27 protein-coding genes are annotated in these 24,298 nt (G+C 66.4%); 12 read left to right on the top strand and 15 right to left on the bottom strand.

The features are described 5' to 3' along the window. Nucleotides 1-18 precede the first annotated feature (18 nt). Nucleotides 19-960, top strand: a complete 942-nt coding sequence (gene miaA / locus K6T56_08500; GenBank protein ID MCL6556384.1) for a tRNA (adenosine(37)-N6)-dimethylallyltransferase MiaA — start codon at nt 19-21, stop codon at nt 958-960. On the opposite strand, the gene xseA is transcribed toward miaA, so the two are convergent. Continuing rightward, nucleotides 938-2,293, bottom strand: a complete 1,356-nt coding sequence (gene xseA / locus K6T56_08495; GenBank protein MCL6556383.1) for an exodeoxyribonuclease VII large subunit — start codon at nt 2,291-2,293, stop codon at nt 938-940. The two genes, miaA and xseA, sit on opposite strands and share 23 nt — an antisense overlap. 450 nt (nt 2,294-2,743) lie before the next feature. Between xseA and rplU the strand changes: the two genes are divergently transcribed. The 5 genes from rplU (at nt 2,744) to K6T56_08470 (ending at nt 6,213) form a co-directional block, all read left to right on the top strand. Next, nucleotides 2,744-3,055 (top strand): 50S ribosomal protein L21, encoded by a 312-nt coding sequence (rplU, locus tag K6T56_08490; GenBank protein ID MCL6556382.1) that lies wholly within the window; start codon nt 2,744-2,746, stop codon nt 3,053-3,055. Nucleotides 3,056-3,065: 10 nt separating this feature from the next. Continuing rightward, on the top strand, nt 3,066-3,329 hold the full coding sequence (gene rpmA / locus K6T56_08485) for a 50S ribosomal protein L27 (protein ID MCL6556381.1): 264 nt from the start codon (nt 3,066-3,068) through the stop codon (nt 3,327-3,329). Between the two features lie 78 nt (nt 3,330-3,407). Further along, nucleotides 3,408-4,475 (top strand): GTPase ObgE, encoded by a 1,068-nt coding sequence (gene obgE / locus K6T56_08480; GenBank protein ID MCL6556380.1) that lies wholly within the window; start codon nt 3,408-3,410, stop codon nt 4,473-4,475. Nucleotides 4,476-4,576: 101 nt separating this feature from the next. Further along, entirely contained in the window at nt 4,577-5,704 is a 1,128-nt protein-coding gene (gene proB, locus K6T56_08475; protein ID MCL6556379.1) for a glutamate 5-kinase, read from the top strand. Further along, complete coding sequence (locus K6T56_08470) at nt 5,701-6,213, top strand: O-acetyl-ADP-ribose deacetylase (GenBank protein ID MCL6556378.1); 513 nt, start codon at nt 5,701-5,703, stop codon at nt 6,211-6,213. Before proB ends, K6T56_08470 begins: the two co-directional genes overlap by 4 nt. On the opposite strand, the gene K6T56_08465 is transcribed toward K6T56_08470, so the two are convergent. From K6T56_08465 to K6T56_08405, 13 genes are all read right to left on the bottom strand, one after another. Beyond that, a complete protein-coding gene (locus K6T56_08465; protein ID MCL6556377.1) occupies nt 6,186-7,112 on the bottom strand; it encodes a histone deacetylase family protein in 927 nt (308 codons plus the stop codon). The two genes, K6T56_08470 and K6T56_08465, sit on opposite strands and share 28 nt — an antisense overlap. Before the next feature lie 11 nt (nt 7,113-7,123). Further along, entirely contained in the window at nt 7,124-7,921 is a 798-nt protein-coding gene (gene ybgF / locus K6T56_08460) for a tol-pal system protein YbgF (GenBank protein MCL6556376.1), read from the bottom strand. Further along, on the bottom strand, nt 7,918-8,448 hold the full coding sequence (pal, locus tag K6T56_08455; GenBank protein MCL6556375.1) for a peptidoglycan-associated lipoprotein Pal: 531 nt from the start codon (nt 8,446-8,448) through the stop codon (nt 7,918-7,920). Before pal ends, ybgF begins: the two co-directional genes overlap by 4 nt. A 33-nt stretch (nt 8,449-8,481) precedes the next feature. Further along, nucleotides 8,482-9,813 carry a Tol-Pal system beta propeller repeat protein TolB gene (gene tolB, locus K6T56_08450; GenBank protein MCL6556374.1) on the bottom strand — a complete coding sequence of 444 codons (1,332 nt, stop codon included), beginning with the start codon at nt 9,811-9,813 and terminating at the stop codon, nt 8,482-8,484. Beyond that, nucleotides 9,797-10,561, bottom strand: a complete 765-nt coding sequence (locus K6T56_08445) for a TonB C-terminal domain-containing protein (protein ID MCL6556373.1) — start codon at nt 10,559-10,561, stop codon at nt 9,797-9,799. Before K6T56_08445 ends, tolB begins: the two co-directional genes overlap by 17 nt. Further along, a complete protein-coding gene (locus K6T56_08440; GenBank protein MCL6556372.1) occupies nt 10,561-10,977 on the bottom strand; it encodes an ExbD/TolR family protein in 417 nt (138 codons plus the stop codon). Before K6T56_08440 ends, K6T56_08445 begins: the two co-directional genes overlap by 1 nt. Nucleotides 10,978-10,982: 5 nt before the next feature. Then, nucleotides 10,983-11,660 carry a protein TolQ gene (gene tolQ, locus K6T56_08435; protein MCL6556371.1) on the bottom strand — a complete coding sequence of 226 codons (678 nt, stop codon included), beginning with the start codon at nt 11,658-11,660 and terminating at the stop codon, nt 10,983-10,985. Between the two features lie 2 nt (nt 11,661-11,662). Then, nucleotides 11,663-12,094, bottom strand: coding sequence for a tol-pal system-associated acyl-CoA thioesterase (gene ybgC, locus K6T56_08430; GenBank protein ID MCL6556370.1), 432 nt, complete (start codon nt 12,092-12,094; stop codon nt 11,663-11,665). Beyond that, nucleotides 12,079-13,113 carry a Holliday junction branch migration DNA helicase RuvB gene (gene ruvB, locus K6T56_08425; protein ID MCL6556369.1) on the bottom strand — a complete coding sequence of 345 codons (1,035 nt, stop codon included), beginning with the start codon at nt 13,111-13,113 and terminating at the stop codon, nt 12,079-12,081. Before ruvB ends, ybgC begins: the two co-directional genes overlap by 16 nt. Next, entirely contained in the window at nt 13,110-13,682 is a 573-nt protein-coding gene (ruvA, locus tag K6T56_08420) for a Holliday junction branch migration protein RuvA (GenBank protein MCL6556368.1), read from the bottom strand. The genes ruvB and ruvA overlap by 4 nt, the downstream gene beginning before the upstream one ends. Beyond that, nucleotides 13,679-14,626, bottom strand: a complete 948-nt coding sequence (locus K6T56_08415; GenBank protein MCL6556367.1) for a prenyltransferase — start codon at nt 14,624-14,626, stop codon at nt 13,679-13,681. Before K6T56_08415 ends, ruvA begins: the two co-directional genes overlap by 4 nt. Then, nucleotides 14,623-15,144: a crossover junction endodeoxyribonuclease RuvC gene (ruvC, locus tag K6T56_08410; GenBank protein MCL6556366.1), complete on the bottom strand. Its 522-nt coding sequence runs from the start codon at nt 15,142-15,144 to the stop codon at nt 14,623-14,625. The genes K6T56_08415 and ruvC overlap by 4 nt, the downstream gene beginning before the upstream one ends. A gap of 102 nt (nt 15,145-15,246) precedes the next feature. Further along, nucleotides 15,247-15,972 (bottom strand): YebC/PmpR family DNA-binding transcriptional regulator, encoded by a 726-nt coding sequence (locus K6T56_08405; GenBank protein ID MCL6556365.1) that lies wholly within the window; start codon nt 15,970-15,972, stop codon nt 15,247-15,249. A gap of 77 nt (nt 15,973-16,049) precedes the next feature. Between K6T56_08405 and K6T56_08400 the strand changes: the two genes are divergently transcribed. The 5 genes from K6T56_08400 (at nt 16,050) to K6T56_08380 (ending at nt 21,996) form a co-directional block, all read left to right on the top strand. Beyond that, the gene (locus K6T56_08400; protein ID MCL6556364.1) at nt 16,050-17,513 is read left to right on the top strand and encodes a DUF853 domain-containing protein; all 1,464 of its coding nucleotides are present in this window, start codon (nt 16,050-16,052) and stop codon (nt 17,511-17,513) included. Further along, the gene (locus tag K6T56_08395) at nt 17,510-18,676 is read left to right on the top strand and encodes a hypothetical protein (GenBank protein MCL6556363.1); all 1,167 of its coding nucleotides are present in this window, start codon (nt 17,510-17,512) and stop codon (nt 18,674-18,676) included. The genes K6T56_08400 and K6T56_08395 overlap by 4 nt, the downstream gene beginning before the upstream one ends. A gap of 79 nt (nt 18,677-18,755) precedes the next feature. Further along, the gene (locus tag K6T56_08390; GenBank protein ID MCL6556362.1) at nt 18,756-20,057 is read left to right on the top strand and encodes a sensor histidine kinase; all 1,302 of its coding nucleotides are present in this window, start codon (nt 18,756-18,758) and stop codon (nt 20,055-20,057) included. Continuing rightward, complete coding sequence (locus K6T56_08385) at nt 20,050-20,589, top strand: response regulator transcription factor (GenBank protein ID MCL6556361.1); 540 nt, start codon at nt 20,050-20,052, stop codon at nt 20,587-20,589. Before K6T56_08390 ends, K6T56_08385 begins: the two co-directional genes overlap by 8 nt. 204 nt (nt 20,590-20,793) lie before the next feature. After that, complete coding sequence (locus K6T56_08380) at nt 20,794-21,996, top strand: ammonium transporter (protein ID MCL6556360.1); 1,203 nt, start codon at nt 20,794-20,796, stop codon at nt 21,994-21,996. A gap of 25 nt (nt 21,997-22,021) precedes the next feature. Here K6T56_08380 and K6T56_08375 read toward each other — a convergent pair whose 3' ends face one another. Then, entirely contained in the window at nt 22,022-22,675 is a 654-nt protein-coding gene (locus K6T56_08375) for a cation transporter (protein ID MCL6556359.1), read from the bottom strand. A gap of 130 nt (nt 22,676-22,805) precedes the next feature. Here K6T56_08375 and K6T56_08370 point away from each other — a divergent pair, with 130 nt between their 5' ends. Further along, nucleotides 22,806-24,287 (top strand): YdiU family protein, encoded by a 1,482-nt coding sequence (locus K6T56_08370; protein MCL6556358.1) that lies wholly within the window; start codon nt 22,806-22,808, stop codon nt 24,285-24,287. The last annotated feature ends 11 nt before the right edge of the window (nt 24,288-24,298 follow it).

Genomic DNA, 24,298 nt, shown 5'->3' with positions numbered 1-24,298 from the left:
GCAGGCGTGGCGGAAACGATGAGCAAACGTCCGCCGGCGGTGTTTCTCATGGGGCCCACAGCGAGCGGCAAGACCGCGGCGGCGGTGATGCTGGCCAGCCGGCTGCCGCTGGAAATCATCAGCGTGGACTCCGCCCAGGTCTACCGGCACATGGACATCGGCACCGCCAAGCCGGATGCGCAAACCTTGCGCATCGCCCCCCACCATCTCATCGACCTCATCGAACCCACGGAAAGCTATTCCGCCGCCCGTTTCCGCGAGGATGCGATGCGCTGCATGGCGGAAATCACCGCCCGCGGCCGCGTGCCACTGCTGGTCGGGGGCACCCTGCTCTACTTCAAGGCGCTGCGGGAAGGGTTGAGTGAGTTGCCGGAGGCGGACTGGACCCTGCGGGCGGAGATCGAGGCGCGCGCCCGGGCCGTCGGCTGGCCGCAACTGCACGGGGAACTCGCCCGCCTCGACCCGGAAACGGCGGCGCGCCTCAAACCCACCGACGCGCAGCGCATCCAGCGCGCCCTGGAAGTGGTTCACCTCACCGGTAAGCCCCTGTCCCGGCTGCTTTCCGGCCCGGCCCTTGGCGAGGCGTTTCCCTATCGCGTGCTGCCCATCGTCCTCATGCCGGGGGAGCGCACAGTGCTGCACCGGCGCATCGCCGAGCGCTTCCAGCGCATGCTGGAGCAAGGCCTGATCGAGGAGGTGGAGTGGCTGCGCGCCCACTACGCCTTGAGCCCACGAATGCCTTCCATGCGCTGTGTCGGCTACCGTCAGGTCTGGCAATACCTGGAGGGAGAAATCCCCCGCGCGGCGCTCGGCGAGCAGGGGATCGTCGCCACCCGTCAGCTTGCCAAGCGACAGATGACGTGGCTTAGGGCGATGCGGGATGCGGTGGTGCTGGACTGCCTCGATGCGCGGCTTTTCCCGCAGCTCATGGAGCACGTCAGTCGGTTTCTGGAGGCGTAGGCGGCCGCGTGGCCAGCACGCGGCTCTCCGCCCCGCCGACGGCAAAGGTGAGCTTGAGGGCTTCCCCCACCGTGATCTGGCGGCTGTCGGTGATGATCTTCCCTTCCTTGTTTTGCACGATGCTGTAGCCCCGTTCCAGCACCGCCCGCGGGTTGAGATGGACGAGATGGGCGGTGAGGCGCGCCAGGGTCTCCCGTTCCCGGGCCATCCTCGCCGCGGCGGCGCGCACCAGGCGGCCGGCGAGGTGGGAGAGGGTCTGCCGGTGCCGGGCGGGATCGAAACGGGCGGCAGCAAGCCGGCCGGCCAGATGCAAAAGCCGCCAGCGGCGCCCCTCAAGGCCCTTTGCCGCCGCCTGCAAAAGCCGGCTCGCGAGATGATCAAGCTGCATGCGGTGTTGTGCGATCCGCGCGCCGGGATGCTGCAGGCGTTTGGACAGGTGATCGAGATGCTGCATGCGCGTCTCCAGGGCGCGCTGCATGTCCCGGGCCAGGCGCACGACCAGCCGTTCCAGGCGGCGGGCGAGCTCCACGCGGTTGGGGCTGGCGAGCTCCGCCGCGGCGGTGGGGGTGGGCGCGCGCACGTCGGCGGCGAAATCGGCGATGGTGAAATCGGTTTCGTGCCCGATGCCGGTCACGATGGGGATGTCGCTTTCCGCCACCGCCCGCGCCACCACCTCCTCGTTGAATTCCCAGAGGTCCTCGAGGCTGCCCCCGCCGCGGCAGAGGATCAGCACGTCGCATTCCCGCCGGCGGTTGGCGGTGCGGATGGCCGCGGCGATGGCGAGGCTGGCGCCCCGTCCCTGCACGGGCGTGGGATAGATGATCACGGGGAGGGTGGGCATGCGGCGGCGCAGGGTGGTGAGCACGTCCCGCAGGGCGGCGGCCTGGGGCGAGGTGACGATGCCGATGACGCGGGGATAGGCGGGCAGCGGCCGTTTGCGCTCGGCCAAGAACAGGCCTTCCGCTTCCAGCTTGGCCTTGAGGCGGGCAAACGCCTCGTAAAGGGCGCCGAGCCCCCCGGGGCGCAGGCTTTCCACGTTGAGCTGGAAGTCCCCCCGCGGCTCATAGAGGGTGACAACGGCGCGCGCCTCCACCTGCATGCCGTCCCGCACCTCGAAATCCACATAGCGGTTGCGATGGCGGAACATCACGCAGCGCACCTGGGCCTTCTCGTCCTTGAGGGAGAAATACCAGTGGCCGGAGTCATGCCGGGTCAGATTGGAAATTTCCCCGCTCACCCACAAGGGGGGGAACTGGTTTTCCAGGAGCGCGCGGGCACGGCGGTTGAGCTCGGAGACGGGGATGGCCTGCTGGCCGAGGTCGGCGAAGGACATGGCCCCAGTTTAACACCTGTCCACATGCGGTGCCTTGCCGCCGGAAGCTTGCGCCCGCGACGCGGGGTTTTTCCGGTTTTCATGATTTATCAACGGGTTAGGTTCCGCACAAAAAACCGGCAGCGGCCAAATTGCCGCCTTCCGGCGCGACTTAGGGCATCTTCCCACGGCTTTTCAACAGGGTTATCCACAGGCTTTGTGGAAAACCTCTGCCATCCCGCCGGCATGCACCCGCTGATATGTCTTTGACATAAGCCGGGGTCTGTTCTATAGTACGGACCGTTGTTGCGGCACCGCCCGCACGCCTCCTCAAGGGGCGTTGTCCAGGTTCTGCTCCGCTTTGCCCCGGGTCGCCATCCGCCCGGGGATTTTTTTGCCCACCGGCTTTGACCGGGTGCCGCTTTTTGCGTACAATTCGCCGTTTTCCGAAAGGCACATCCGGAGAATCCCATGTATGCGGTCGTCAAAACCGGTGGCAAGCAGTATCGCGTTGCCCCCGGAGAAAAACTGAAAGTGGAGCGCATCCCCGCGGAGGTGGGCGCAGAGGTCGTCCTCGACCAGGTGCTCATGCTCGTGGACGGCGAAAACGTCACCGTGGGCAGCCCCCTGGTGGCGGGAGCCAGTGTCACGGCGAAGGTCGTGGCGCAGGGGCGGCATCCGAAGGTGAAGATTTTCAAGCTGCGCCGGCGCAAGCACTACCAGAAACACCAGGGGCATCGGCAGCACTACACCGAGCTCAAGATCGAGAGCATCGCCAAGTAAGGGGTAAGCCATGGCACACAAGAAAGCAGGCGGCAGTTCCCGCAATGGCCGCGATTCGGAAGCGAAACGTCTGGGGGTCAAGCGTTACGGCGGCCAGGTGGTGAACGCCGGCGAGATCATCGTGCGTCAGCGGGGCACCCGCTTCCATCCGGGCGTGAACGTGGGCATGGGCAAAGACCACACCCTGTTTGCCAAAGTCGCCGGCAAGGTGCAGTTCGCCATCAAGGGTCCGCTGAAGCGCCACGTGGTGAGCATCGAGCCCCTGAACGCCTGACGGCGCTTGTTTTCCCACTGGCAGGCCCTATTCCCGCGAATAGGGCCTGTTGTTTTTTGGCACCCCCGTGAGCCAGCCATGAAATTCATCGACGAAGCCATCATCCGCGTTCATGCGGGCAAGGGTGGGGACGGCTGTGCCTCCTTCCGACGGGAAAAATACGTGCCCCGCGGTGGGCCGGATGGCGGCGACGGCGGACGGGGGGGCAGCATCTACGCCGTCGCCGACCGCAACATCAACACCCTGGTGGACTACCGTTACCAGCGTCTGCACCGGGCGCGGGATGGGGAGCCGGGCCGCGGCTCCGATCAGTACGGCGCCTCCGCCCCGGACATCGAGCTGCGCATGCCGGTGGGCACGGTGATCACCGATGTTCGCACCGGCGAGGTTCTCGCCGACCTCACCCACGACGGCCAGCGGGTCATGCTGGCTCGCGGTGGGCGCGGCGGTCTTGGCAATCTGCATTTCAAGTCGAGCACCAACCGGGCCCCGCGTCAATTTACGCGCGGCGAACCGGGGGAGGAACGGGAACTCAAGCTGGAGCTCAAGGTGCTCGCCGATGTGGGGCTGCTGGGGCTGCCCAATGCGGGCAAGTCCACCTTCATCCGCGCCGTCTCGGCCGCGCGTCCCAAGGTGGCGGATTATCCCTTCACCACGCTGCACCCCAATCTGGGGGTGGTGCGGCTGGACGTGGCGCGCAGTTTCGTCATCGCCGACATTCCCGGCCTGATCGAGGGGGCCGCCGAAGGGCATGGTCTGGGCCACCAATTCCTGCGCCATCTGTCGCGCACCCGTCTTTTGCTCCACATCGTGGATATCGCGCCTTTCGATCCGGCGGTCGATCCGGTGCGGGATGCGCGGGCCATCCTGGAGGAGCTGCGCAAGTATGATCCCGGTCTCTACGCCAAGCCCCGGTGGCTCGTGCTCAACAAGATCGATCTGCTGCCCGAGGCGGAACGGGAAGCCCGCATCGAAAAATTCCTGCGGGATTTCGACTGGCACGGACCGTGGTTTGCCGTCTCCGCCATCCGCGGCGAGGGCTGCGCGCGGGTGATTGAGGCCATCGCGGCGCATCTTGCCAAGAAGGATGAGGCGCCGGCGCCCGCCTCGATCATGGACGGAGCCGGACGGCCGGAAACCGGCTGAGCAGGCGGGATGTATCGCGAGGCAGAGGCGATTTGACTCACCCAAAACGCCACTCGAAGGCACAGGCCGGCCTCCTGACGAATCTGGGATAATAGGCTTCCATGCAATCCATCCTTGCCAAATGCAAACGCCTGGTGGTCAAGGTGGGCTCCAGTCTCGTCACCAACGAGGGTCGGGGCCTCGACAGCGCCGCCATCGCCCACTGGGCCGATCAGGTGGCGCGGCTCAAGGAAATGGGCAGACAGGTCCTGCTGGTGTCCAGCGGGGCCATCGCCGAAGGCATGCAGCGCCTCGGCTGGAAGAGACGTCCCCATGCCCTGCATGAATTGCAGGCGGCGGCGGCGGTGGGGCAGATGGGTCTGGTGCAGGTCTATGAAACCTGTTTCCGCAAGCATGGGCTGCATACCGCCCAAGTGCTGCTCACCCACGACGACCTGGCCGACCGTGCCCGCTATCTCAACGCCCGCTCCACATTGCGCACCCTGCTTGCCCTCAATGTCATTCCCATCATCAACGAAAACGACACCGTGGTCACCGAAGAGATCAAGTTTGGTGACAACGACACCCTGGGGGCCCTGGTGACCAATCTCATCGAGGCGGATGCGCTGGTCATCCTCACCGACCAGAAGGGGCTGTATTCCGCCGATCCGCGCCAAGACCCCCATGCGCGGCTCATTCAGGAAGCGCGCGCCGGTGATCCCGAGCTGGAAAAGATGGCGGGGGGTGCCGGCACCGGCATCGGCCGCGGCGGCATGCTCACCAAGGTGTTGGCGGCCAAGCGGGCGGCGCGCAGCGGCGCCCATACCCTGATTGCCTGGGGACGGGAACCCGACGTGCTGGTGCGTCTGGCCAAAGGGGAGCTCATCGGCACCCAGCTTTTGGCGGACGAGGCGAACAAGATCGCGGCGCGCAAGAAATGGCTCGCCGATCACCTGCAGGTGCGCGGGCGGCTGGTGCTGGATGATGGCGCCGTGCGCGCCCTGGTGGAGGAGGGCAAGAGCCTTCTGCCCATCGGCGTGGTGGAGGCCAGCGGCGATTTCGGACGCGGCGAGGTGGTCGCCTGCGTCGATGGCGCCGGCCGCGAGATCGCCCGCGGGCTCGTCAACTACGATTCCAGCGAGACACGGCGAATCCTGCGGCAGCCCTCCTCGCGCATCGAGGCCATCCTCGGCTACGTGGACGAGCCGGAGCTCATTCACCGCGACAATCTCGTGCTCATGGCGCCATGAATTCCCGCATCGAGGTCATCCAGGGCGACATCACCAGGCTGGCGGTGGATGCCATCGTCAATGCCGCCAACGAAACGCTGCTGGGGGGCGGTGGTGTGGACGGCGCCATCCATCGTGCCGCGGGGCCCGAGCTCCTTGCCGAGTGCCGTGGCCTCGGCGGTTGCCCCACCGGGCAGGCGCGCATCACCAAGGGTTACCGGCTGCCGGCGCGGTATGTCATCCACACCGTGGGGCCGGTCTGGCAGGGCGGGGGTCACAACGAAGACGCGCTCCTTGCAAGCTGCTACCGGGAGAGCCTGCGGCTTGCCCACGAACAGGGTCTCCACACCATTGCCTTTCCCGCCATTTCCACCGGTGCCTACCGCTTCCCCCTGGAGCGGGCCGCCCGCATCGCCGTGCGCGAGGTGGAGGCGGCGTTGGTCCGTTATCCGGAAATCGAGAAGGTTTATCTCGTCTGCTTCAGCGACGCCGCCCGCCGGGCCTATGAAGCGGCGTTGAGCAGCACCTGAACGTGGGCGGTGACGCTGGCGGCCAGGGCCGTGAGGTCATAGCCGCCCTCCAGGGTGGAGACCATGCGGCCGCGGGCGAAGCGTCCTGCGATCGCCGCCACCTCCCGGGTCAGCCAGGCAAAATCCTCTTCTTCGAGATTGAGTCCCGCCAGCGGATCGTTGCGGTGGGCATCAAAGCCGGCGGAGAAGAAAATGAACTCGGGGGCGAAACGCGCCAGCGCCGGCAGACCGATGTGCTCCCAGGCATGGCGGAATTCGCGGCTGCCGGAACCTGCGGGAAGGGGCATGGGAATGATGTGTTCGTTGCCGGAATCGGCACCGGAGAAGGGATAGAAAGGGTGCTGGAAACTGGAGGCGAGGAGCACCCGCTCGTCGTCGTGGAAGATGTCTTCCGTGCCATTGCCGTGGTGGACGTCGAAATCCACGATGGCCACCCGCGCCAAGCCATGGACCGCCAGGGCGTGGGCTGCACCCACCGCCACGTTGTTGAAGAGGCAAAAACCCATGGCCCGGTCGCGGCAGGCGTGATGGCCGGGAGGTCGGACGGCGCAGAAGGCGTTGTCGATGTCGCCCGCCATGACCCGGTCCACGGCTGCCACCACGGCGCCGGCGGCACGCCGGGCGGCGGCGAGGGAATGGGGATTCATGCGGGTGTCCGGGTCAAGTACCACCTGCCCCGCGGAAGGGGCGGCGCGTTTGATGGCCTCGACGTAGGCCGGCAGATGGACGCGGCCAAGCGCCGTCTCATCGACCAGGGGCGCTTCGAAGCGGATGAGCTGCGAAAAGGGCCCTGCCTTGAGCGCCGCCTCGATGGCGGCAAGCCGTGCGGGCTGCTCCGGATGCCAGGGCCCCATGTCGTGGCGGGCGCAGTCGGCATGGCTGAACCAGCCGGTGGCCATGACCCGGCCCTTTATCTGAGACTGGCCAGCCGCTTGCGCGCAAGCTCCGCCGCAGCACTGGTGGGATAGCGGGCGATCAGGTCCTCCAGGGTTCGCCGCGCGGCGTTGCGGTCACCCAGCTCCGCCTGGGCGCTTGCCATGTTGAGCAGCGCATCCGGCACCTTGGGACTTGCCGGATACTGGCTCAAAAGCTTCTGCTGGGCGGCGATGGCGGCCTTGTAGTCTTTGAGCGCGGTGTAGGAATTGCCGATCCAGTACTGGGCGTTGGCCGCCAGGGGACTGGCCGGATAGTTCTTCAGGAAATTTTCGAAGGCCGCGATGGCCGCCTGATAGTTGCCCATCTTGAACAGATTGAAGGCGGCCTCGTAGGCGCGGTTTTCATCCGCGCCGGCGGCGGGTGGTGCGGCCGCGGTGGGGGACGCCGGCGCAGCAGCAGGGGCGGGCTCGCCGCTTTTTTCCAGCTTGCGCAGGCGCTCATCCAGATCGACGTAGAGGTCCCGCTGCCGCTTTTCCAGGGTTTCCAGGGCATGGGTGTTGACCTCGATCTGGCCGCGCAGGCGGGCAAGCTCCGTTTTCAGCGCCTCCACCTGCTGCACGAGATCGATGAGGCCCTGGGCGCGCAACTGGGCATCGAGACGGCCGATGCGCTGCTCCAAGGCCGTGAGGTCCTCGCGCAGTTTCTGGGTTTCCTGGCCCAGCCGCGTGACACCGGCGCGTGCCTCGTCGTCGGAAAAAAGGCCCGCGGCCGCCGGAAGGCTCACGGCCGCGAGCAGCAGCGCGAGTAGCCAGCGCTTATGCGCCATGCTCATTCGCCCTCGTAGACGATGTCCACGCGGCGGTTCTGCGACCAGCAGGACTCGTCATGGCAGGTGGCGCGGGGTTTTTCCTCGCCGAAGCTCACCGACTCCATCTGTTTTTCGTCCACACCCAGCACGCTCATCATCTTGCGCACCGCGTCGGCCCGACGCTGGCCGAGGGCCAGGTTGTATTCGCGGCTGCCCCGCTCGTCCGCATTCCCCTGCAGGAACACTTTCGCCGACCTGTGCTCCGTCAGGTATTTGGCGTGGGCTTCGATGAGGGGCTTGTATTCGGGTTTGATGGCGTCACTGTCGTAATCGAAATAGATGCTGCGCTTGGAGAGGATGTTGTTGGGATCGCGCAGGGGATTCACTTGGCTTGCGGCAGGCGCCAGCGGTGTGGCACTGCCTTCGGCCTTGGCGGCGGGCTGGGCGGCGCGGTCCTCCACCGGTGCCCGCGCCTGTTCCTTGGCCGGTTCCGTGCTGGCGCAGCCGGCCAGCAAAGCCACGAGGAAGACACCCAGGGTGAGTCGTTTCATTGCATTCTCCTTTTGCTGAGCAGTTGACAAAAACTAGGGGCGCGATTTCAACAGGGGTCCCCACGCCGGCTCGCGCACGTCACCGGCTTCCGTGCTGAGTTTCTGTTTCACCCGGCCATCGCTGGAGACGGCGGCGAGCTGCCCGCGTCCCCGCTGTTCCGTCGCGTAGAGGATCAACCTGCCATTGGGCGCGAAGCTCGGGGATTCGTCCAATCCGCCATCGGTCAGCACCTGGACCTGGCCGGAGGCGATGTCCTGGATTGCCAGCCGGAAGCGGCCCCCTTCCCGCTGGATGAAGACGAAGCTTTTGCCGTCCGGGCTGTAACGGGGCGTGACGTTGTAGCTGCCCTGGAAGGTGAGGCGCACGGCTTCTCCACCATAGGCCGGCATGCGGTAAATCTGCGGGCTGCCGCCGCGGTCGGAGGTGAAGAGGATGTAGCGGCCATCCGGTGACCAGCTGGGTTCGGTATCGATGGCGTCGCTGCGGGTGAGGCGCTTCAAGCCACTGCCATCGGCGTTGATGGCATAGATCTGCGAACTGCCATCCTTGGTGAGGACGATGGCGAGTTGGCTGCCGTCCGGGGACCAGGCCGGGGCGCTGTTGCTGCCCTTGAAGTTGGCGAGCACGGTGCGCCGCGCGGTGGCCAGTTCCTGGATGTAGATCACCGGCTTCTTCGCTTCAAAGGCGACATAGGCAAGGCGGCTGCCATCCGGTGACCAGGCCGGGGACATGATGGGTTCCCGCGAGCGGAAGACGGTCTGGGCATTGGCGCCGTCCGCATCCGCCACCTGCAATTCGTGCAGGTTGCCCCGCTTGGTGACGTAGGCGATGCGGGTGGCAAAGACCCCCGGCTCACCGGTGAGTTTTTCGTAGATGATGTCGGCGATCTGGTGCGCGGTGAGGCGCAACTGTGACGGTTGGGTGGGCAGGCTGAAGCCGGCAAGCTGGATCACCCCGCCCGGTGCCTGGGGATCCGCCTTGACCGTGTCCAGCAGGCGGAACTGGACATCCAGTCGCCCGCCGGGCTGACGCACGATGTTGCCGATGACGAGGCTGGATGCGCCTCGTGCCTTCCATTCGCTGATTCTCACTTCCGCCGGTGTCTGCGGCAGAGGATTGATGCCCGCCGTGCTCACGATTTTGAATTGGCCGCTGCGGGCGAGATCGGCGGCGATGATGGCGGAGACGCGCTCATCGAATGCCTCCTCGCCCTGGAAGGGGGCGATGGCGATGGGAATCTGCAATGCGGCCCCGCCGCTGATCTCGATGGTGAGGGTGGCGCGCGCAGGGATCGCCGCCACAAGCCACAGAACAAGCAGGAGGGCCAAGCGAAGCGGTTTCGCGGAATCAGTCGCTCGGATCATTGGGACGGATGACCAGGTGCAGGTTACGGAAGGCCTGAAAGATTTCCGGCTGCGGCGGCACCGGCAGCGGATCGGCCTGGACGATGGCATATTCTACCGCACGGTCGCAGGCCGGCAGGCCACTAGCGCGGCGAAGCACCGGCGGGCTGCGCAGTTGCCCGGTGGGCAGCAACGCGATGTCGAATTCCAGTTGCACATTGGCTTCGCCGCAGGGCTGGCGGTTGAGGAAGCCGCGCACCTTGCGCCGGATGCGGCCCTTGTAGTCGTCGATCACCGACTGCTGAGCCGCGGCGGCGCGGGCGGCCTCGGCCATGGCCTGCTGGCGCTGGATGAGCTCCAACTGTTGCTGCAGGGGATCGTGTGCCGACGGCGTCGGCGGCGGTGGGGTCGGCTCCGCCTTGCGCGGCTCCGGTTTTTGCGGCCGGGGCGGTTCCGGTTTCAGGGGCTCCGGCTTGTGCGTTTCGTTGCGCGCCTTGAGGGCGATGTCGGGCTTGGCGGTTTCCACTTTCGGCGCCGCCCGCGGTTCCACCCGGGGTTCGGCCGGGCGCGGCATTTCGGCAGCAGGCGGCGGTGGCACGGGTCGGGGCGCGGCGGGCAGTTCCGCCCACAGCTCGGCGGTCACCGCTTCCGGTTCCCGCTGCTGCCAGCGCACACCAATGGCCAAAAGCAGGAAGAAGACGAGGTGCACGGCGAGGGCGAGCAGCGCCGCGCGCAGGGTGTCGGAGGGGGGATCGAGTCGGGTATCCATCAGCTTCCTGCGGGCTTGGCCAGCAGGCCCACTCTTTTCACCTGGTTTTGCTGCAGCAGGTCCATGACCTCGAGGACTTTTTCGTAGCGCACGCTGCGGTCGGCGGCGATCACCACCGGCTGCTCGGGCTGGCTTGCCTGTTTTTCCCGGATCAGGCGCAAAAGCTCCGGGCGGCTTACGGTGATTTCCGTGCCCCTGCCGGCGCGGTCGCGCAGCTTCAGGCGATTGTCCGCCTGGATGATGACTTCCAGCGGGGCTACCGGCGGTTTGAGTTCGCTGCCCACCCGTGGCAGTTCGATCTCGCCGGGATTGATGAGGGGTGCGGCCACCATGAAGATGATGAGCAAAACCAGCATCACGTCAATGAAGGGCACGACGTTGATTTGGTTGATCTGGCGGCGGGGGCGACGGGACATGGCGTTCAGCGTGCCTGACGTTGCAGGATGTTGGAGAGCTCCTCCATGAAGCTTTCGTAGCGGGTGGCCAGGCGGTCGATGTCATGGGTGTAGCGGTTGTAGGCGACGACCGCGGGAATGGCGGCGAAAAGCCCCATGGCGGTGGCGACCAGGGCTTCGGCGATGCCGGGGGCGACGTGGGCGAGGGTGGCCTGACTCACGTTGGAAAGGCCTCGGAAGGCATTCATGATCCCCCACACGGTGCCGAACAGGCCCACGTAGGGGCTCACCGAACCCACCGTGGCGAGAAAGGAAAGCTGGCGTTCCAGCCGGTCCATCTCCCGCTGGTAGGCGGCGCGCATGGCACGGCGCGTGCCATCCATGACGGCGCTGATGTCCATGCCCCCCTGGCGTTTGAGTTTGGCGAATTCGCGAAAGCCCGCCTCGAAAATCTTGGCCATGCCGCGGGGCACGATGGGGCCGGAGGTGAGGGACTGGAAGAGCAGATTGAGATCGACGCCGCCCCAGAACTCCCGCTCGAAATCATCGGCCTGACGCGCCGCCTCGCGCAGGGCGAAATATTTCTGGAAGATGAAAAGCCAAGACATGAAGGAGGCGAGAAGCAGAAGCAGCATGACGAGCTGTACGACGAGACTTGCATTCGCCACCAGGCTGAGGAAGGACAGATCGGTGCTCGTTTCCAGTTTCACGACAGGCTTCCCAGACAATGACGCAGGGGTGCGGGAATGCTGACCGGTTTGAAGGTCGTGCCCTGCACGCAGACGATCTCCACCCGCGCGCGGGCGAGGAGGGCCTCGCGCTCAATGGTCTGTCCCAGTTGCAGAAGACTGCGGCCAATGCGTTCGGGCTGCACGGTGACGGTGAGCAGATCGTTGAAGCGGGCGGGGCGCAGGTATTCTATCGTCAGGGTGCGCACGACGAAGATGACATCGAAGTCACGCAAAAGTTGCGGTTGTTCGAAACCCGCGGCCCGCAGCCACTCGGTGCGCGCGCGCTCGAGGAACTTGAGGTAGTTGGCGTAATAGACCACCCCACCGGCGTCGGTGTCCTCGTAATAGACGCGCACGGGCCAGGTGAAGGCAGGCGGGGAAGGGGGGTGGTTCACTGTTCCTTCCAGAGATCGCCCGTCGTGCCCAGGGTGGGAAGGCCCAGGTGTTGGTAGGCGAGGCGTGTGGCCACCCGGCCCCGCGGGGTGCGCATCAGGTAACCCTGCTGGATGAGGAAGGGTTCCAGCACGTCCTCGATGGTATCCGGTGCCTCGCCGATGGCGGCGGCGAGATTTTCCAGGCCCACCGGTCCGCCGCCGAATTTTTCCACCACCGCGGCCAGCAGCTTGCGGTCCATGGTATCCAGCCCCACCGTGTCCACGTCCAGCATGGACAGGGCGGCGTCCGCCACCTCCGGGGTGACCGTGCCGCCGGCGCGTACTTCGGCATAGTCCCGCACCCGGCGTAGCAGCCGGTTGGCAATGCGGGGCGTGCCGCGGGAACGGCGGGCGATTTCCAGCGCCCCTTCCGGCGAGAGCTCAATGTTGAGTAGTCTGGCGGCGCGGGTGACGATCTGCTTGAGCTCTTCGGCGCTGTAGAACTCCAGCCGGGCGACGATGCCGAAGCGGTCGCGCAGGGGATTGGTGAGCATGCCGGCGCGCGTGGTGGCCCCCACCAGGGTGAAGGGCGGCAGATCGAGTTTCACCGAGCGCGCCGCGGGTCCTTCACCGATCATGATGTCGATCTGGAAATCCTCCAGCGCCGGATAGAGGATTTCCTCCACCACCGGTGACAGGCGGTGAATCTCGTCGATGAAAAGGACGTCGTTGGGTTCCAGATTGGTCAGCAGCGCCGCCAGATCGCCCGCCCGCTCCAGGACCGGGCCGGAAGTCTGGCGTAGGTTGACGCCCATCTCGCGGGCGATGATGTGGGCGAGGGTGGTTTTGCCCAGCCCCGGCGGGCCGAAGAGCAGCACGTGATCGAGCGCCTCGCCCCGCCGCCGCGCCGCCTCGATGAAGATGGAAAGCTGTTCCCGGGCCTTCTGCTGTCCCACGTATTCCGTCAGGGCGCGGGGGCGCAGGGCGCGTTCCCACGCTTCCTCCTGGGGCGAGAGGGGCGCGGCGGCGATCAGGCGGTCGGTTTCGATCATGATTTGGAAAGGAGCCGTAGAGCCTGGCGGATACCGTCAGAGACGGAAAGATCAGGGGGCAGTTGACTCACGGCCCAACTGGCTTCCTTGTCATTATACCCAAGGGCCAGGAGCGCATTGCGGATGTCGGATGCCACACCGGCTGGCGCGGGCTGGGTGGTGGCCACGGGTGCCAGTTTGTCCTTGAGTTCCAGAAGCAGGCGCTCGGCGGTCTTCTTGCCGATGCCCGGCACCTTGATAAGACGCGCCGTCTCCTGGCGCATCACCGCCTCGCGCAGATCGGCCACCGTCAGCCCTGACAGCACCGCGAGCGCGGTCTTGGCGCCGATGCCGCTCACCTTGAGAAGAAGGCGGAAAGTCTGCCGCTCCTCCTCGCTAGCAAACCCATACAAAAGATGCGCATCCTCGCGCACCACCAGGTGGGTGTGCAGGCTCACCCGCTCCCCTGTGGGCGGAAGCGTGTAGAAGGTGCTCATGGGCACATCTAGCTCATAACCCACGCCGTTGACATCCACCACGATCTGGGGCGGGCGTTTGTCCAAAAGGATGCCGGTGATGCGACCAATCATGGGGTCCCTTTCGTGAGCCACAGGGCGGCGGCAATGAAAAGCCCGCCCAGATGGGCGGCGCCAAGGATCATGCGGATGGCGGGCCGCAGGGCTTGCGGCGTGTCGCTATGGCGCAGCAGATGACGGAAGGCGGCAAGACTCATGGGCAGGGCAGCGAAGGCGGCAGCCGCGGCCATGGGCAGGTATCGCAGGGCCACGCCGAGAAGCAATACGCCATACGCGACGATGAGGATGAGACCATAACCCCACGCCGCCTGCCGGGGAGCCAGGCGCACCACCCAATGGCGCTTGCCGCTTTCGGCATCCGCCCGCCGGTCCGGGAACTGGTTGACGTAGAGGATGGCGGTCACCCAGAGCGCGTAGGGTAGACCGGCAAGCCAGGGCAGCGGGGCGAAGGCCCCCCGTTGAACGAAATCCGTTCCCACCACGACGAGGAGGAAGCCCACGGCGACGGCAAGCTCACCCAGTCCCCGGCTGTTGAGGCGCAAAGGCTCGCCGGAGTAGGCCCAGCCGATGAAAAGTCCCGCGGCACCGATGACGACAAGCCCCGGTCCCACCTCCGCGGCGAGCATTCCACCGAGGAGGATCACGCAAAGCAGCAGCGAAAAGCCAAACACCCCTGTGGCGTGCAATGTGAGCACGCCGTTTTGGATGAAGCGGCTGCCGCCGGTGTAGGGATAGAGCCGATCCTCGTTGCGTGCATCGGTGCCATTGCGGGCATCGTAATAGTCGTTGAGCACATTCACCGCGGCGTGGGCGATCAGGGCGCCGAGGAGGGTGAACAGGGCGCGCGTGGTCTCGAGGCGCAGCCCCGTATGCAGGCTTGAGGCCAGGCCGATGAGACAACCCACCACGGTGATGGTGAGGAAGCCCGGCCGCGTGGCGAGGAAATAACGCGTGACGGGGTTGGGCAGGGCCGCGAGGCTGGGCTCACGCAGGCTCATCTGATGAGGCGTCCGTTGCGCATGCGCAGGCCCTCGAGGGGCAGCGCCCCCAGTTTACCCCCGCCATGGGCGTGGCAGATGGCACAGGCGAGGGCATCGGCGGCGTCGGCACTGGGCAGTCCCGGCAGTTGCAAAAGACGTCTGACCATCTCCTGTACCTGCTCCTTCTGCGCGTGACCATTGCCCACCACCGCCTGCTTGACCTGCAGGGCGGTGTATTCGGAAAGGGGGAGATCCTGCGCCACCGCGGCGCAGATGGCCGCGCCCCGCGCCTGGCCCAAAAGGAGGGTGGACTTGGGATTGACGTTGACGAACACCTCTTCCACCGCCACCTGCTCCGGCCGGTGGTCGAGGATGATGCGGGTGATGGAATCGAAAATGCATTTCAGGCGCCCGGGCAGCTCGCCGGCCGGCGTGCGGATGCAACCGCTGGTGACATAGGTGAGCCGTCCGCCCCTGCGGTCGATGACGCCAAAGCCGGTGACGATGAGCCCCGGATCAATCCCCAGGATGCGCATCGCCCCGCTTCCCGCCTGCTGGGATGAGCCGGCGGCACCCGCTTGGCCCGCCGAAGGCTCTCCCCCCGGCATTGGCCTTTTTCTGCGACCTGCGCGCTTGTCTCACGGGTTCAGCACCGCCGTCGTATAGACTTCCTGCACGTCGTCGAGATTCTCCAGGGCGTCCAGGAGTTTTTGCATCTTCGCTGCGTCCTCGCCCTTGAGTTCCGTTTCCGTGGTGGGCTTGAAGGTCACTTCGGCGAAGGCCGGTTTCAGTCCCGCCTTCTCCAGGGCGGCCTTGACGGCAGCGAAATCCTGGGGCGCGGTGATGACCTCGATGCTGCCATCGTCGTTGGTGAGCACGTCTTCCGCGCCCGCCTCGATGGCCGCCTCCATCACCTTGTCTTCCGGCGTGCCGGGAGCGAGCACGATCTGGCCGCAATGCTTGAAGAGGAAGGCCACCGAGCCATCGGTGCCCAGATTCCCGCCATGTTTGCTGAAGGCATGGCGCACATCGGCGACGGTACGCGTGCGGTTGTCGGTGAGACAATCCACCATCACCGCCGCTCCCCCCGGCCCGTATCCTTCGTAGCGCACTTCCTCGTAATGCACGCCCTCCAGCTCACCGGTACCGCGCTTGATGGCGCGCTCGATGTTCTCGCTGGGCATGTTTTCCGCCTTGGCTTTTTCGATGGCCAGGCGCAGGCGCGGATTGAAATTGGGGTCGCCACCGCCCAGCCGCGCGGCGACGGTGATTTCCCGGATCAGCTTGGTGAAGATTTTGCCCCGCCGGGCGTCCTGACGCTCCTTGCGGTGCTGGATGTTCGCCCACTTGGAATGACCTGCCATGGTGCTCGGATTCCTCAGGAAAGAGAGCGACATGGTACCATCGGGCCCTGCTTTTATCGAGATTCGCGGAGGGCGACATGGCGGAGGCGCTGCTCATCGCCAGGGGCGAAAACGACGTCTGGCTTTTGCCGAAGATGGCCAACCGGCATGGCCTCATCAGTGGTGCCACCGGTACCGGCAAGACCGTCACCCTGCAGGTGCTGGCGGAGAACTTCAGTCGCATTGGCGTGCCGGTTTTCCTCGCCGACATCAAGGGGGATCTGTCGGGCATCAGCCAGCCCGGCGAGCCCTCGCCCAAAATCCGCGAGCGCATCGAAAAGTTGGGACTCGGCGAGTGGACCTTCGAAGGCTGCCCGGTCACCTTCTGGGATGTCTTCGGCGAGCTGGGGCATCCGGTGCGGGCCACCGTGTCGGAAATGGGGCCCCTTATCCTCGCCCGCCTGCTCAATCTCAACGAGACCCAGGAAGGCGTGCTTGCCCTGGTGTTCAGGATCGCCGACGACAACGGCCTGCTGCTCCTCGACCTCAAGGATCTGCGGGCCATGGTGCAGTATGTGGGGGAGCATGCGCGGGAGTTCACCACCCGCTACGGCAATGTCTCCGCCGCTTCCATCGGCGCCATCCAGCGCGCCCTGCTGGCGCTGGAAACCCAGGGCGGGGAGCGTTTCTTTGGCGAACCCGCCCTCGATCTCGCCGATCTCATGCAGACCGATGCGCGGGGACGCGGTGTGGTGAACATTCTCGCCGCGGAGCGACTCATGGACTCGCCCAAGGTCTATGCGAGCTTCCTGTTGTGGCTCCTTGCCGAGCTCTTCGAGCGCCTGCCGGAGGTGGGCGATGTGGAAAAACCCAAGCTGGTGTTCTTTTTCGACGAGGCGCACCTGCTGTTCGACGATGCGCCGAAGGCGCTTCTGGACAAGATCGAACAGGTGGTGCGCCTCATCCGCTCCAAGGGGGTGGGCGTGTTCTTCGTCACCCAGAATCCCCTCGACATCCCGGATGCGGTGCTTGCCCAGTTGGGCAACCGCATCCAGCACGCCCTGCGTGCCTTCACCCCCCGGGACCAGAAAGCGGTCAGGGCGGCCGCCACCACCATGCGCCCCAATCCGCGCCTTAACCTTCAGGCGGCGATCAGCGAGCTCGCGGTGGGTGAAGCCTTGATCTCCACCCTCGACGAAAAAGGCCGGCCCCAGGTCACCGAGCGGGCCTTCATCGTGCCGCCGCGAAGCCGCATCGGCCCCATCGATGAGGCCACGCGGCGGCGCCTGATGGCCGACTCCCTGGTTGCCGGCGTCTATGAAAAGACCGTGGATCGGGAATCCGCCTACGAGGTGCTGACCGCCCGCGCCCTCCAGCAGGCCCCCGAGACCACCGCGGCGGGCGGGGTTAAGGGTGTGCTGGGCGAAGTGCTGATGGGCGACGGCCGCCGCCAGGGGCTCGTGGAAACGCTGGCGAAGAGTGCCGTGCGCGCCATCGGCAGCCAGTTGGGCCGGCAGATCGTGCGCGGCGTGCTCGGTTCCCTGCTGGGGCGTCGCCGGTGAGTCTCGCGCCCCAGCATCTGCAGCTCCTGAAGGCCTTGCTTGGCCAGCCGACGGCGCCCTTCCGCGAGGGCCGGGTGCGTCGCTTTGCCGAGGAGGTGCTGCAGGCATCAAGCGTGCCCCATTTCCAGGACCCCTTCGGCAATCTCGTGGTGGGGGCGGGCTCCCGGGCCGATTATCTGCGCCTTCTTCAAGGAAGCCGCGAGCCGGTGCGGGTCTTCATCGCCCACATGGATCATCCGGGCTTTCACGGCGTGCGCTGGCAGCGTGCAGGGGTGCTCAGGGTGCGCTGGCTGGGCGGCTCCCCGACGCGCCACCTGGAAGGCAGCCGGGTGTGGCTTGCCGACCAAGCCGGCTTCGACGGCGAAGGGGTGCTGCGCGGGGTGCGACTGCGGCGTGACGGGCTTGCCATTGACACCGCCGAGGTGCATGTGGACCCGCCACCCAAACCTCGCCCCGCGGCCGGCAGCCTCTACGGCGGCTTGACCTTTGGCAGCCCCGTCTGGCTCAAGGGCGGGCGGCTTTATACCCGCGCCGCGGATGATCTCATCGGTGTCTTTGCCATCCTGGTTTTGGCCGAAGCGTGCTTCGCCCAAAGGAGACGGCCGCCGTTTCTCGGCCTGCTCACCCGTGGCGAGGAAGTGGGGCTCACTGGCGCCGTGGCCCATTTCCGCCTCAACTGGTTGAAGGGGGCAAGCCGCCCGGTGGTGTGCGTGAGTCTGGAAGCCTCGCGCACCCTGCCCGGGGCGGAGGTGGGCAAAGGCCCCATCGTGCGCCTGGGCGACCGCCGCACGCCCTTTTCCCCCGGTCCCACCCAGGTGTTGAGCGAGGTCGCACAGGCGCTGCTGCCCGGCCGGCACCAGCGGCGGCTCATGGATGGCGGCAGTTGCGAAGGTTCGGCGGCGGTGGCCTTTGGCTTTGCCACCGCGGCGCTTGCCGTGCCCCTGGGCAATTACCACAACCAGGGGCTCGAGGGCGGGCCCGGCTGCCGCGGCCGGCTTGGCCCGGCACCGGAGTTCGTGCATCTCGACGATGTGGCGGGACTGCTTACGCTCTGTCGCGGCCTCCTCGAGCCCCGCCTGCCCTGGGCCGATCCCTGGCGCAAAACCCGCGAGCGTCTCCTCGTGAACGCCAAGCATTACGACGCCTGGCTGCGGCGCGGCTGACTCTGTCCCGCCCTGCGACATCGTGTCGCAGGGCGGGGCGTGCGGCGGCGCTATAATCACGACCTTCGCCCAAGTTTCCATGCACAGCGAAAGCCAAAGCCTGCGCTATCTGCAGGTGCTGCGTTCCATCGAGATTGCCGGCCAGCTCGCCACCATTGGCGTTGCCGTCTTCTGGCTGGGGCTTGCGCTTCCCCTGGGCCCCATGCTCAGCGTGGTGGGAGCGCTGCTTGTCCTTTTGCTCCTCACCTGGGTGCGGTTGCGCTGGGGCGGGCCGGTGCGGGAAGCGGAGCTGTTTGCCCAGTTGCTGGTGGATGTCGCCGCCCTGGCGCTGCTCATCTATTTCACCGGCGGCGCCACCAATCCCTTCGTTTCCCTATTCCTGCTGCCGCTGTCGGTGGCGGCAGCGCTCCTGTCGGCACCCCGGGCCTGGGCCATGGCTTTCGTGACGGTGGCCTGCTACACCCTGCTATTGGAGTACTACGTGCCCCTGCCGGGGATGGAGCAGGAAACGCCCCTCACCACCTTGGTGAGTGGCGGACGGCACGCCCTGCACATGCATGGAGGTGGCCAGTTCGGACTGCATGTGCTGGGCATGTGGCTCAATTTCGTCATCAGCGCGGCCCTCATCACCTTTTTCGTGCAGCGTTTCGCGCAGACGCTGCGGGCGCGGGAGCGGGAGCTTTCCCGCGCGCGGGAGGAGGCCCTGCGCAACGAACGCATCGTTGCCCTGGGCACGCTGGCGGCGGGCACCGCCCATGAGCTGGGCACGCCCTTGGCCACGGTGGCGGTGGTGGCCGCCGAATTGGAGGAGGAGTTTGCCGGGGACCCTGACCTTGCCCCGCAGCTCGCGCTCATCCGCACCCAGGTGGGACAGTGCAAGGCGGTGCTGCAGCGCCTGGTGGAGTCGGTGGAGCAGCTTCCCCAGCAGGTGGCGCAGGAGGTGAGCCTTCCTGCTTTCCTTAAGCAGGTGGCGGAGCGCTGGCGGCTTTTGTGGCCGGCCATGGCGCTCACCCTCTCCTCCGCTGTGGGGCCGGAGGTCCGCATCCGCACCGACGACACCCTGGAGCAGGCCCTCCTCAATCTCCTCAACAATGCGGCGCGGGTGTCAGCGGCGGGCGTGGAACTGGCGGCCGTCGTCGAAGGGGAGGAGGCGGTGTTGCGCATCCTCGACCGCGGCCCAGGGCTTGCGCGGGAGATCATCGAAGCAGCGGGCAAACGTTTCCTCACGCCCCCCTCGGGGGAGGGCCTGGGCATTGGTCTTTACCTCGCCAATGCCACCATTGAGCGGTTTAAGGGAAGGGTGGCGATACATAACCGCTTGGGGGGTGGGGCGGTCACCGAGGTGCGTCTGCCCCTGGTGAGGGGGGAGGGGCATGGTTGAAGCCGACCGGGATTTGTTGTTGGTGGATGACGATGCCACGCTGCGGGGGGTGCTCGGGCGCGCCCTAGAGCGCCGGGGCTTTCGCGTCCACGCCGCAGCGAGCGGTGAGGAGGCGCTCTTGGCCGCGCGCAGGCGGCCGCCCGCCTTTGCCGTCGTGGACCTCAAGATGGAGGGTATGTCCGGCCTCGCCCTGGTGCGGGAACTCACCCGCCTGCGCCGGGACATGCGCATCGTGGTGCTCACCGGCTATGGGAGCATCGCCACCGCGGTGGAAGCCATCAAACTGGGTGCCACCCACTACCTCGCCAAGCCCGCCGCCCCGGATGAGATCGTCGCCGCCCTTGGTCGCGAAGCCGGCGATCCGTCGCTGCCCGTGAGCGCCGAACCGCTGAGCGTGGACCGGCTCGAATGGGAGCACATCCAGAAAGTGCTCGCCGAACATCAGGGCAACATCTCCGCCACCGCCCGCGCCCTGAAGATGCACCGCCGCACGCTGCAGCGCAAACTCGCCAAGAAACCCGTTCCCCGTTGAGGGGCGTCCTCTCTTTTCCGGCACCATATCGGGGCGTCCGCCCTGGCTTCCGCACCGGGATGGTGCGCGCCGTGCACCAGTCTGGCGAGATCGCGCACGCGCTGCGCCCCAGATCGAGGCGCTAACCCGCGTGTGGGCGGTTCTTTTGCTTCATTGGCACGGCGTTTGCTATTCGAGTGCGTACTTTTTTATCGGGAGGGAGCCATGGATGCCGGGAAAGCCGCAACGGATGCCTTTTTCGTGCTCATGGGGGCGGTGATGGTGCTGGCCATGCACGCGGGGTTTGCCTTTCTGGAGCTCGGGACGGTGCGGCAGAAAAACCAGGTCAATGCGCTGGTGAAGATTCTTGCCGATTTCTGTGTTTCGACGCTCGCCTATTTCTTCATCGGCTATGGCATCGCCTACGGCGTGCATTTCCTCGCCGGGGCCGCGGTGCTCGCGCAAAAGAATGGCTACGAACTGGTGAAGTTTTTCTTCCTGCTCACCTTTGCCGCGGCCATTCCCGCCATCGTGTCCGGGGGCATTGCTGAGCGCGCCAAATTCCATCCCCAGCTTGCCGCAACCTTCCTCCTGGTTGGCTTCGTCTATCCCTTTTTCGAGGGGATCGTCTGGAATGGCAACTTTGGTTTTCAGCAGTGGCTCACCGCCAGCCTAAATGCGCCCTTCCATGACTTTGCCGGCTCGGTGGTGGTGCACGCGGTGGGCGGCTGGATCGGGCTTGCTGCGGTGCTGCTTTTGGGGGCGCGGCAAGGACGCTACCGCAAGGATGGGGCGATGACGGCGCATCCGCCCTCCAGTATTCCGTTTCTCGCGCTGGGGGCGTGGATCCTCACCGTCGGCTGGTTTGGCTTCAACGTGATGTCGGCGCAGAGCGTCGACAAAATCAGCGGCCTGGTGGCGGTCAATTCCCTGATGGCCATGGTGGGGGGCACGCTGGTGGCATTGTTTGTTGGCCGCAACGACCCGGGGTTTGTGCACAACGGCCCGCTGGCGGGGCTGGTGGCGGTGTGCGCCGGTTCCGACCTCATGCATCCCGTCGGCGCCCTCATCACCGGCGGCGTGGCGGGCGGTCTGTTTGTCTGGCTGTTCACCCTCACCCAGAACAAATGGAAAATCGACGACGTGCTGGGGGTGTGGCCCCTGCACGGCCTGTGTGGGGCCTGGGGTGGCATCGCCGCCGGCATCTTCGGCCAGCCCGCCTTGGGCGGCCTGGGTGGGGTGAGTTTCCCCGCCCAGCTGCTGGGCACGCTGCTGGGGGTGGCGATTGCCCTGCTGGGCGGATTTCTGGTCTATGGCCTGCTCAAGGTCACGGTGGGTATCCGCCTCGATCAGGAGCAGGAATTCAACGGCGCTGATCTTTCCCTGCACCACATTTCCGCGACACCGGAGAAGGAAGCGAGCTGGTAGCCTGCCCCGGCCCCGGGGGGCCAGGTCACAGGGTCGGGCGGCTTGTCGCCAGTTCGGCGCGGGCGTGGCGGATCACGGTCAAGGCCGAGGTGAGCCCGAGGGTTCCCATCGCGGCGGCGACCAGCAGATCTGGCCAGGCGTGACCGGTGCCGAAGACGCCGGCAGCGGCCAGCATGACCGCGCCATTGCCGATGGCGTCGTTCCGGCTGCACAGCCAAACGGAACGCATGTTGGCATCGCCCGTGCGGAAGGCATAAAGCAGCAAGGCCACCGCCACATTGGCGAGGAGGGCGAGGAAGGCAATCACGCCCATGGTGAGGGCTTCCGGCGGCGCACCGAGCCAGGCATTCCAGCCGGCCTTGCCGAGGACGAAGACACCGAAGCCCGCCATGGTGAGTCCCTTGACCAGGGCGGCGCGGGCGCGCCACAAAAGCCCCATGGACAGGACGGCCAGGGAGAGGGCGTAATTGCCCGCATCGCCGAGAAAATCCGCGGCATCGGCAAGGAGCGACGCGGAGCCCGCATCCAGCCCCGCCAGCACCTCCACTACGAACATGGCGGCGTTGATGCCGAGGGCAATCCACAGGGCGCGGCGAAAGCGCGGGTCGAAGCTTTCGCCCCGGCAGGGGTTGGCACCGCAACAGCTTTCCGTCACGATCGATTCCTCATCCTCACCCATGGTGGGGGGCCAAAGATCGCCGTCCCGGCTGATGGTTTACGGGACAGGCGAGTCTCCCTGGCGGCGGCAGGGTGGAAATTCGCAGAAAGCGGCCTTACTCTGCCTTGCCCGGACCTTTTGGGAATTTTGCATGGCCGCGTTTGTTTTCGACAACTCCTACGCCCGCGAGTTACCTGGCTTCTACGTCGATTGGCAGCCTGAACGGGTGCCCCAGCCCCGGCTGGTTTTCCTCAACGATGCGCTGGCCGCGGAGCTGGGCCTTGATCTTGCGGGTCTTGATGCGGCCGCGCTGGCGGAACTTTTCTCTGGCAATGCCCTGCCCGCCGGTGCGCAGCCCATCGCCCAAGCCTATGCCGGCCATCAGTTCGGCCAGTTCGCGCCCCAACTGGGCGATGGCCGGGCGCTTCTGATCGGCGAGGTGGTGGACCGCGCCGGCCGCCGGCGGGACATCGCCTTCAAGGGCTCGGGCGCCACACCCTTCTCCCGCCGCGGCGATGGCAAGGCGGCACTGGGGCCCATGCTGCGCGAAGCCATCATCGGCGAGGCGATGCATGCGCTGGGCGTGCCCACCACCCGCGCCCTGGCGGTGGTGACGACGGGCGAGCCCGTTTACCGGGAGCGCATCCTGCCCGGGGCGGTGCTCACCCGGGTGGCGGCTAGCCATATCCGCGTGGGGACCTTCCAGTATTTCTGGGCGCACGGCACCGTGGACCAGGTGCGGCGGCTCGCCGATTACACCATCGCCCGCCATTATCCCGAGCTGGCCGGCCGCAGCGACCGCTATCTGGCCCTGCTGCGTGCCGTGGCGGAGCGGCAGGCGGCCCTCATCGCCCAGTGGATGCACGTGGGTTTCATCCACGGCGTGATGAACACGGACAACATGGCCATCTCGGGCGAGACCATCGACTTCGGTCCTTGTGCCTTCATGGAGGCCTATGATCCCCAGGCGGTGTTCAGTTCCATCGACCACATGGGCCGCTATGCCTATCAGCAACAGCCCGTGATTGCCCGCTGGAATCTCGCCCGCTTCGCGGAAACACTGCTGCCCCTGATCAGTGACGACGAGGGCGGTGCCGTCACGGCTGCCACCCGGGTGATCGACGACTTCGTCGGTCTCTACGAAGCCCGATGGCTTTCCGGCCTGCGGGCGAAACTGGGTTTGCGCACGGCGGCAGCCTCGGATCGTGCGCTGGGGGAGGCGTGGCTCGACCTCCTCCACGCTCAACGGGTGGATTACACCCTGGCTTTCCGCTATCTCGCCGATGCGGCGGAAGGCAACGAGGCGCGACTTTCTGCCCTCTTCCCGGGGCGACCGGGTCTCGAACGGTGGCTTGCGCGCTGGCGGGAACGCTGCCGCAGCGAAGATGAGGGCGAGGAAAACCCGGGTCGCGCCCGCGCGGGGCGCATGCGGCGGGTCAATCCCTGGATCATCCCCCGCAACCACCGGGTGGAGGAGGCGCTTGCCGCCGCCGAGGCGGGGGATCTTGCGCCCTTCGAAAGGCTCCTGGCCGCGGTGCGGGACCCCTACCGCGAGGACCCCGCACGCGCGTCCTTCGCCGAGCCGGCGCCCGCCGAGTTCATGGCGGGTTTTCGCACCTTCTGCGGCACCTGAGCCTGGCAGGC

The organism is Burkholderiales bacterium, from assembly GCA_023511995.1.
GTDB lineage: Bacteria > Pseudomonadota > Gammaproteobacteria > Burkholderiales > Thiobacteraceae > Thiobacter.
The sequence above is the reverse complement of the archived record's forward strand: the minus strand, read 5'-3'. Positions and strand labels throughout refer to the sequence as shown.

Coding starts and splice junctions, on each gene's coding strand:
- K6T56_08390 (MCL6556362.1), top strand. CDS start 18,756: ATGCACAGCGAAAGCCAAAGCCTGCGCTATCTGCAGGTGCTGCGTTCC.
- K6T56_08445 (MCL6556373.1), bottom strand. CDS start 10,561: ATGGATACCCGACTCGATCCCCCCTCCGACACCCTGCGCGCGGCGCTG.
- miaA (MCL6556384.1), top strand. CDS start 19: ATGAGCAAACGTCCGCCGGCGGTGTTTCTCATGGGGCCCACAGCGAGC.
- K6T56_08470 (MCL6556378.1), top strand. CDS start 5,701: ATGAATTCCCGCATCGAGGTCATCCAGGGCGACATCACCAGGCTGGCG.
- pal (MCL6556375.1), bottom strand. CDS start 8,448: ATGAAACGACTCACCCTGGGTGTCTTCCTCGTGGCTTTGCTGGCCGGC.
- K6T56_08375 (MCL6556359.1), bottom strand. CDS start 22,675: ATGGGTGAGGATGAGGAATCGATCGTGACGGAAAGCTGTTGCGGTGCC.
- K6T56_08465 (MCL6556377.1), bottom strand. CDS start 7,112: ATGGCCACCGGCTGGTTCAGCCATGCCGACTGCGCCCGCCACGACATG.
- rplU (MCL6556382.1), top strand. CDS start 2,744: ATGTATGCGGTCGTCAAAACCGGTGGCAAGCAGTATCGCGTTGCCCCC.
- proB (MCL6556379.1), top strand. CDS start 4,577: ATGCAATCCATCCTTGCCAAATGCAAACGCCTGGTGGTCAAGGTGGGC.
- xseA (MCL6556383.1), bottom strand. CDS start 2,293: ATGTCCTTCGCCGACCTCGGCCAGCAGGCCATCCCCGTCTCCGAGCTC.
- ybgF (MCL6556376.1), bottom strand. CDS start 7,921: ATGAGCATGGCGCATAAGCGCTGGCTACTCGCGCTGCTGCTCGCGGCC.
- K6T56_08440 (MCL6556372.1), bottom strand. CDS start 10,977: ATGTCCCGTCGCCCCCGCCGCCAGATCAACCAAATCAACGTCGTGCCC.
- obgE (MCL6556380.1), top strand. CDS start 3,408: ATGAAATTCATCGACGAAGCCATCATCCGCGTTCATGCGGGCAAGGGT.
- ruvB (MCL6556369.1), bottom strand. CDS start 13,113: ATGATCGAAACCGACCGCCTGATCGCCGCCGCGCCCCTCTCGCCCCAG.
- K6T56_08400 (MCL6556364.1), top strand. CDS start 16,050: ATGGCGGAGGCGCTGCTCATCGCCAGGGGCGAAAACGACGTCTGGCTT.
- ruvC (MCL6556366.1), bottom strand. CDS start 15,144: ATGCGCATCCTGGGGATTGATCCGGGGCTCATCGTCACCGGCTTTGGC.
- ruvA (MCL6556368.1), bottom strand. CDS start 13,682: ATGATTGGTCGCATCACCGGCATCCTTTTGGACAAACGCCCGCCCCAG.
- K6T56_08370 (MCL6556358.1), top strand. CDS start 22,806: ATGGCCGCGTTTGTTTTCGACAACTCCTACGCCCGCGAGTTACCTGGC.
- K6T56_08385 (MCL6556361.1), top strand. CDS start 20,050: ATGGTTGAAGCCGACCGGGATTTGTTGTTGGTGGATGACGATGCCACG.
- rpmA (MCL6556381.1), top strand. CDS start 3,066: ATGGCACACAAGAAAGCAGGCGGCAGTTCCCGCAATGGCCGCGATTCG.
- K6T56_08415 (MCL6556367.1), bottom strand. CDS start 14,626: ATGAGCCTGCGTGAGCCCAGCCTCGCGGCCCTGCCCAACCCCGTCACG.
- K6T56_08405 (MCL6556365.1), bottom strand. CDS start 15,972: ATGGCAGGTCATTCCAAGTGGGCGAACATCCAGCACCGCAAGGAGCGT.
- K6T56_08380 (MCL6556360.1), top strand. CDS start 20,794: ATGGATGCCGGGAAAGCCGCAACGGATGCCTTTTTCGTGCTCATGGGG.
- tolB (MCL6556374.1), bottom strand. CDS start 9,813: ATGATCCGAGCGACTGATTCCGCGAAACCGCTTCGCTTGGCCCTCCTG.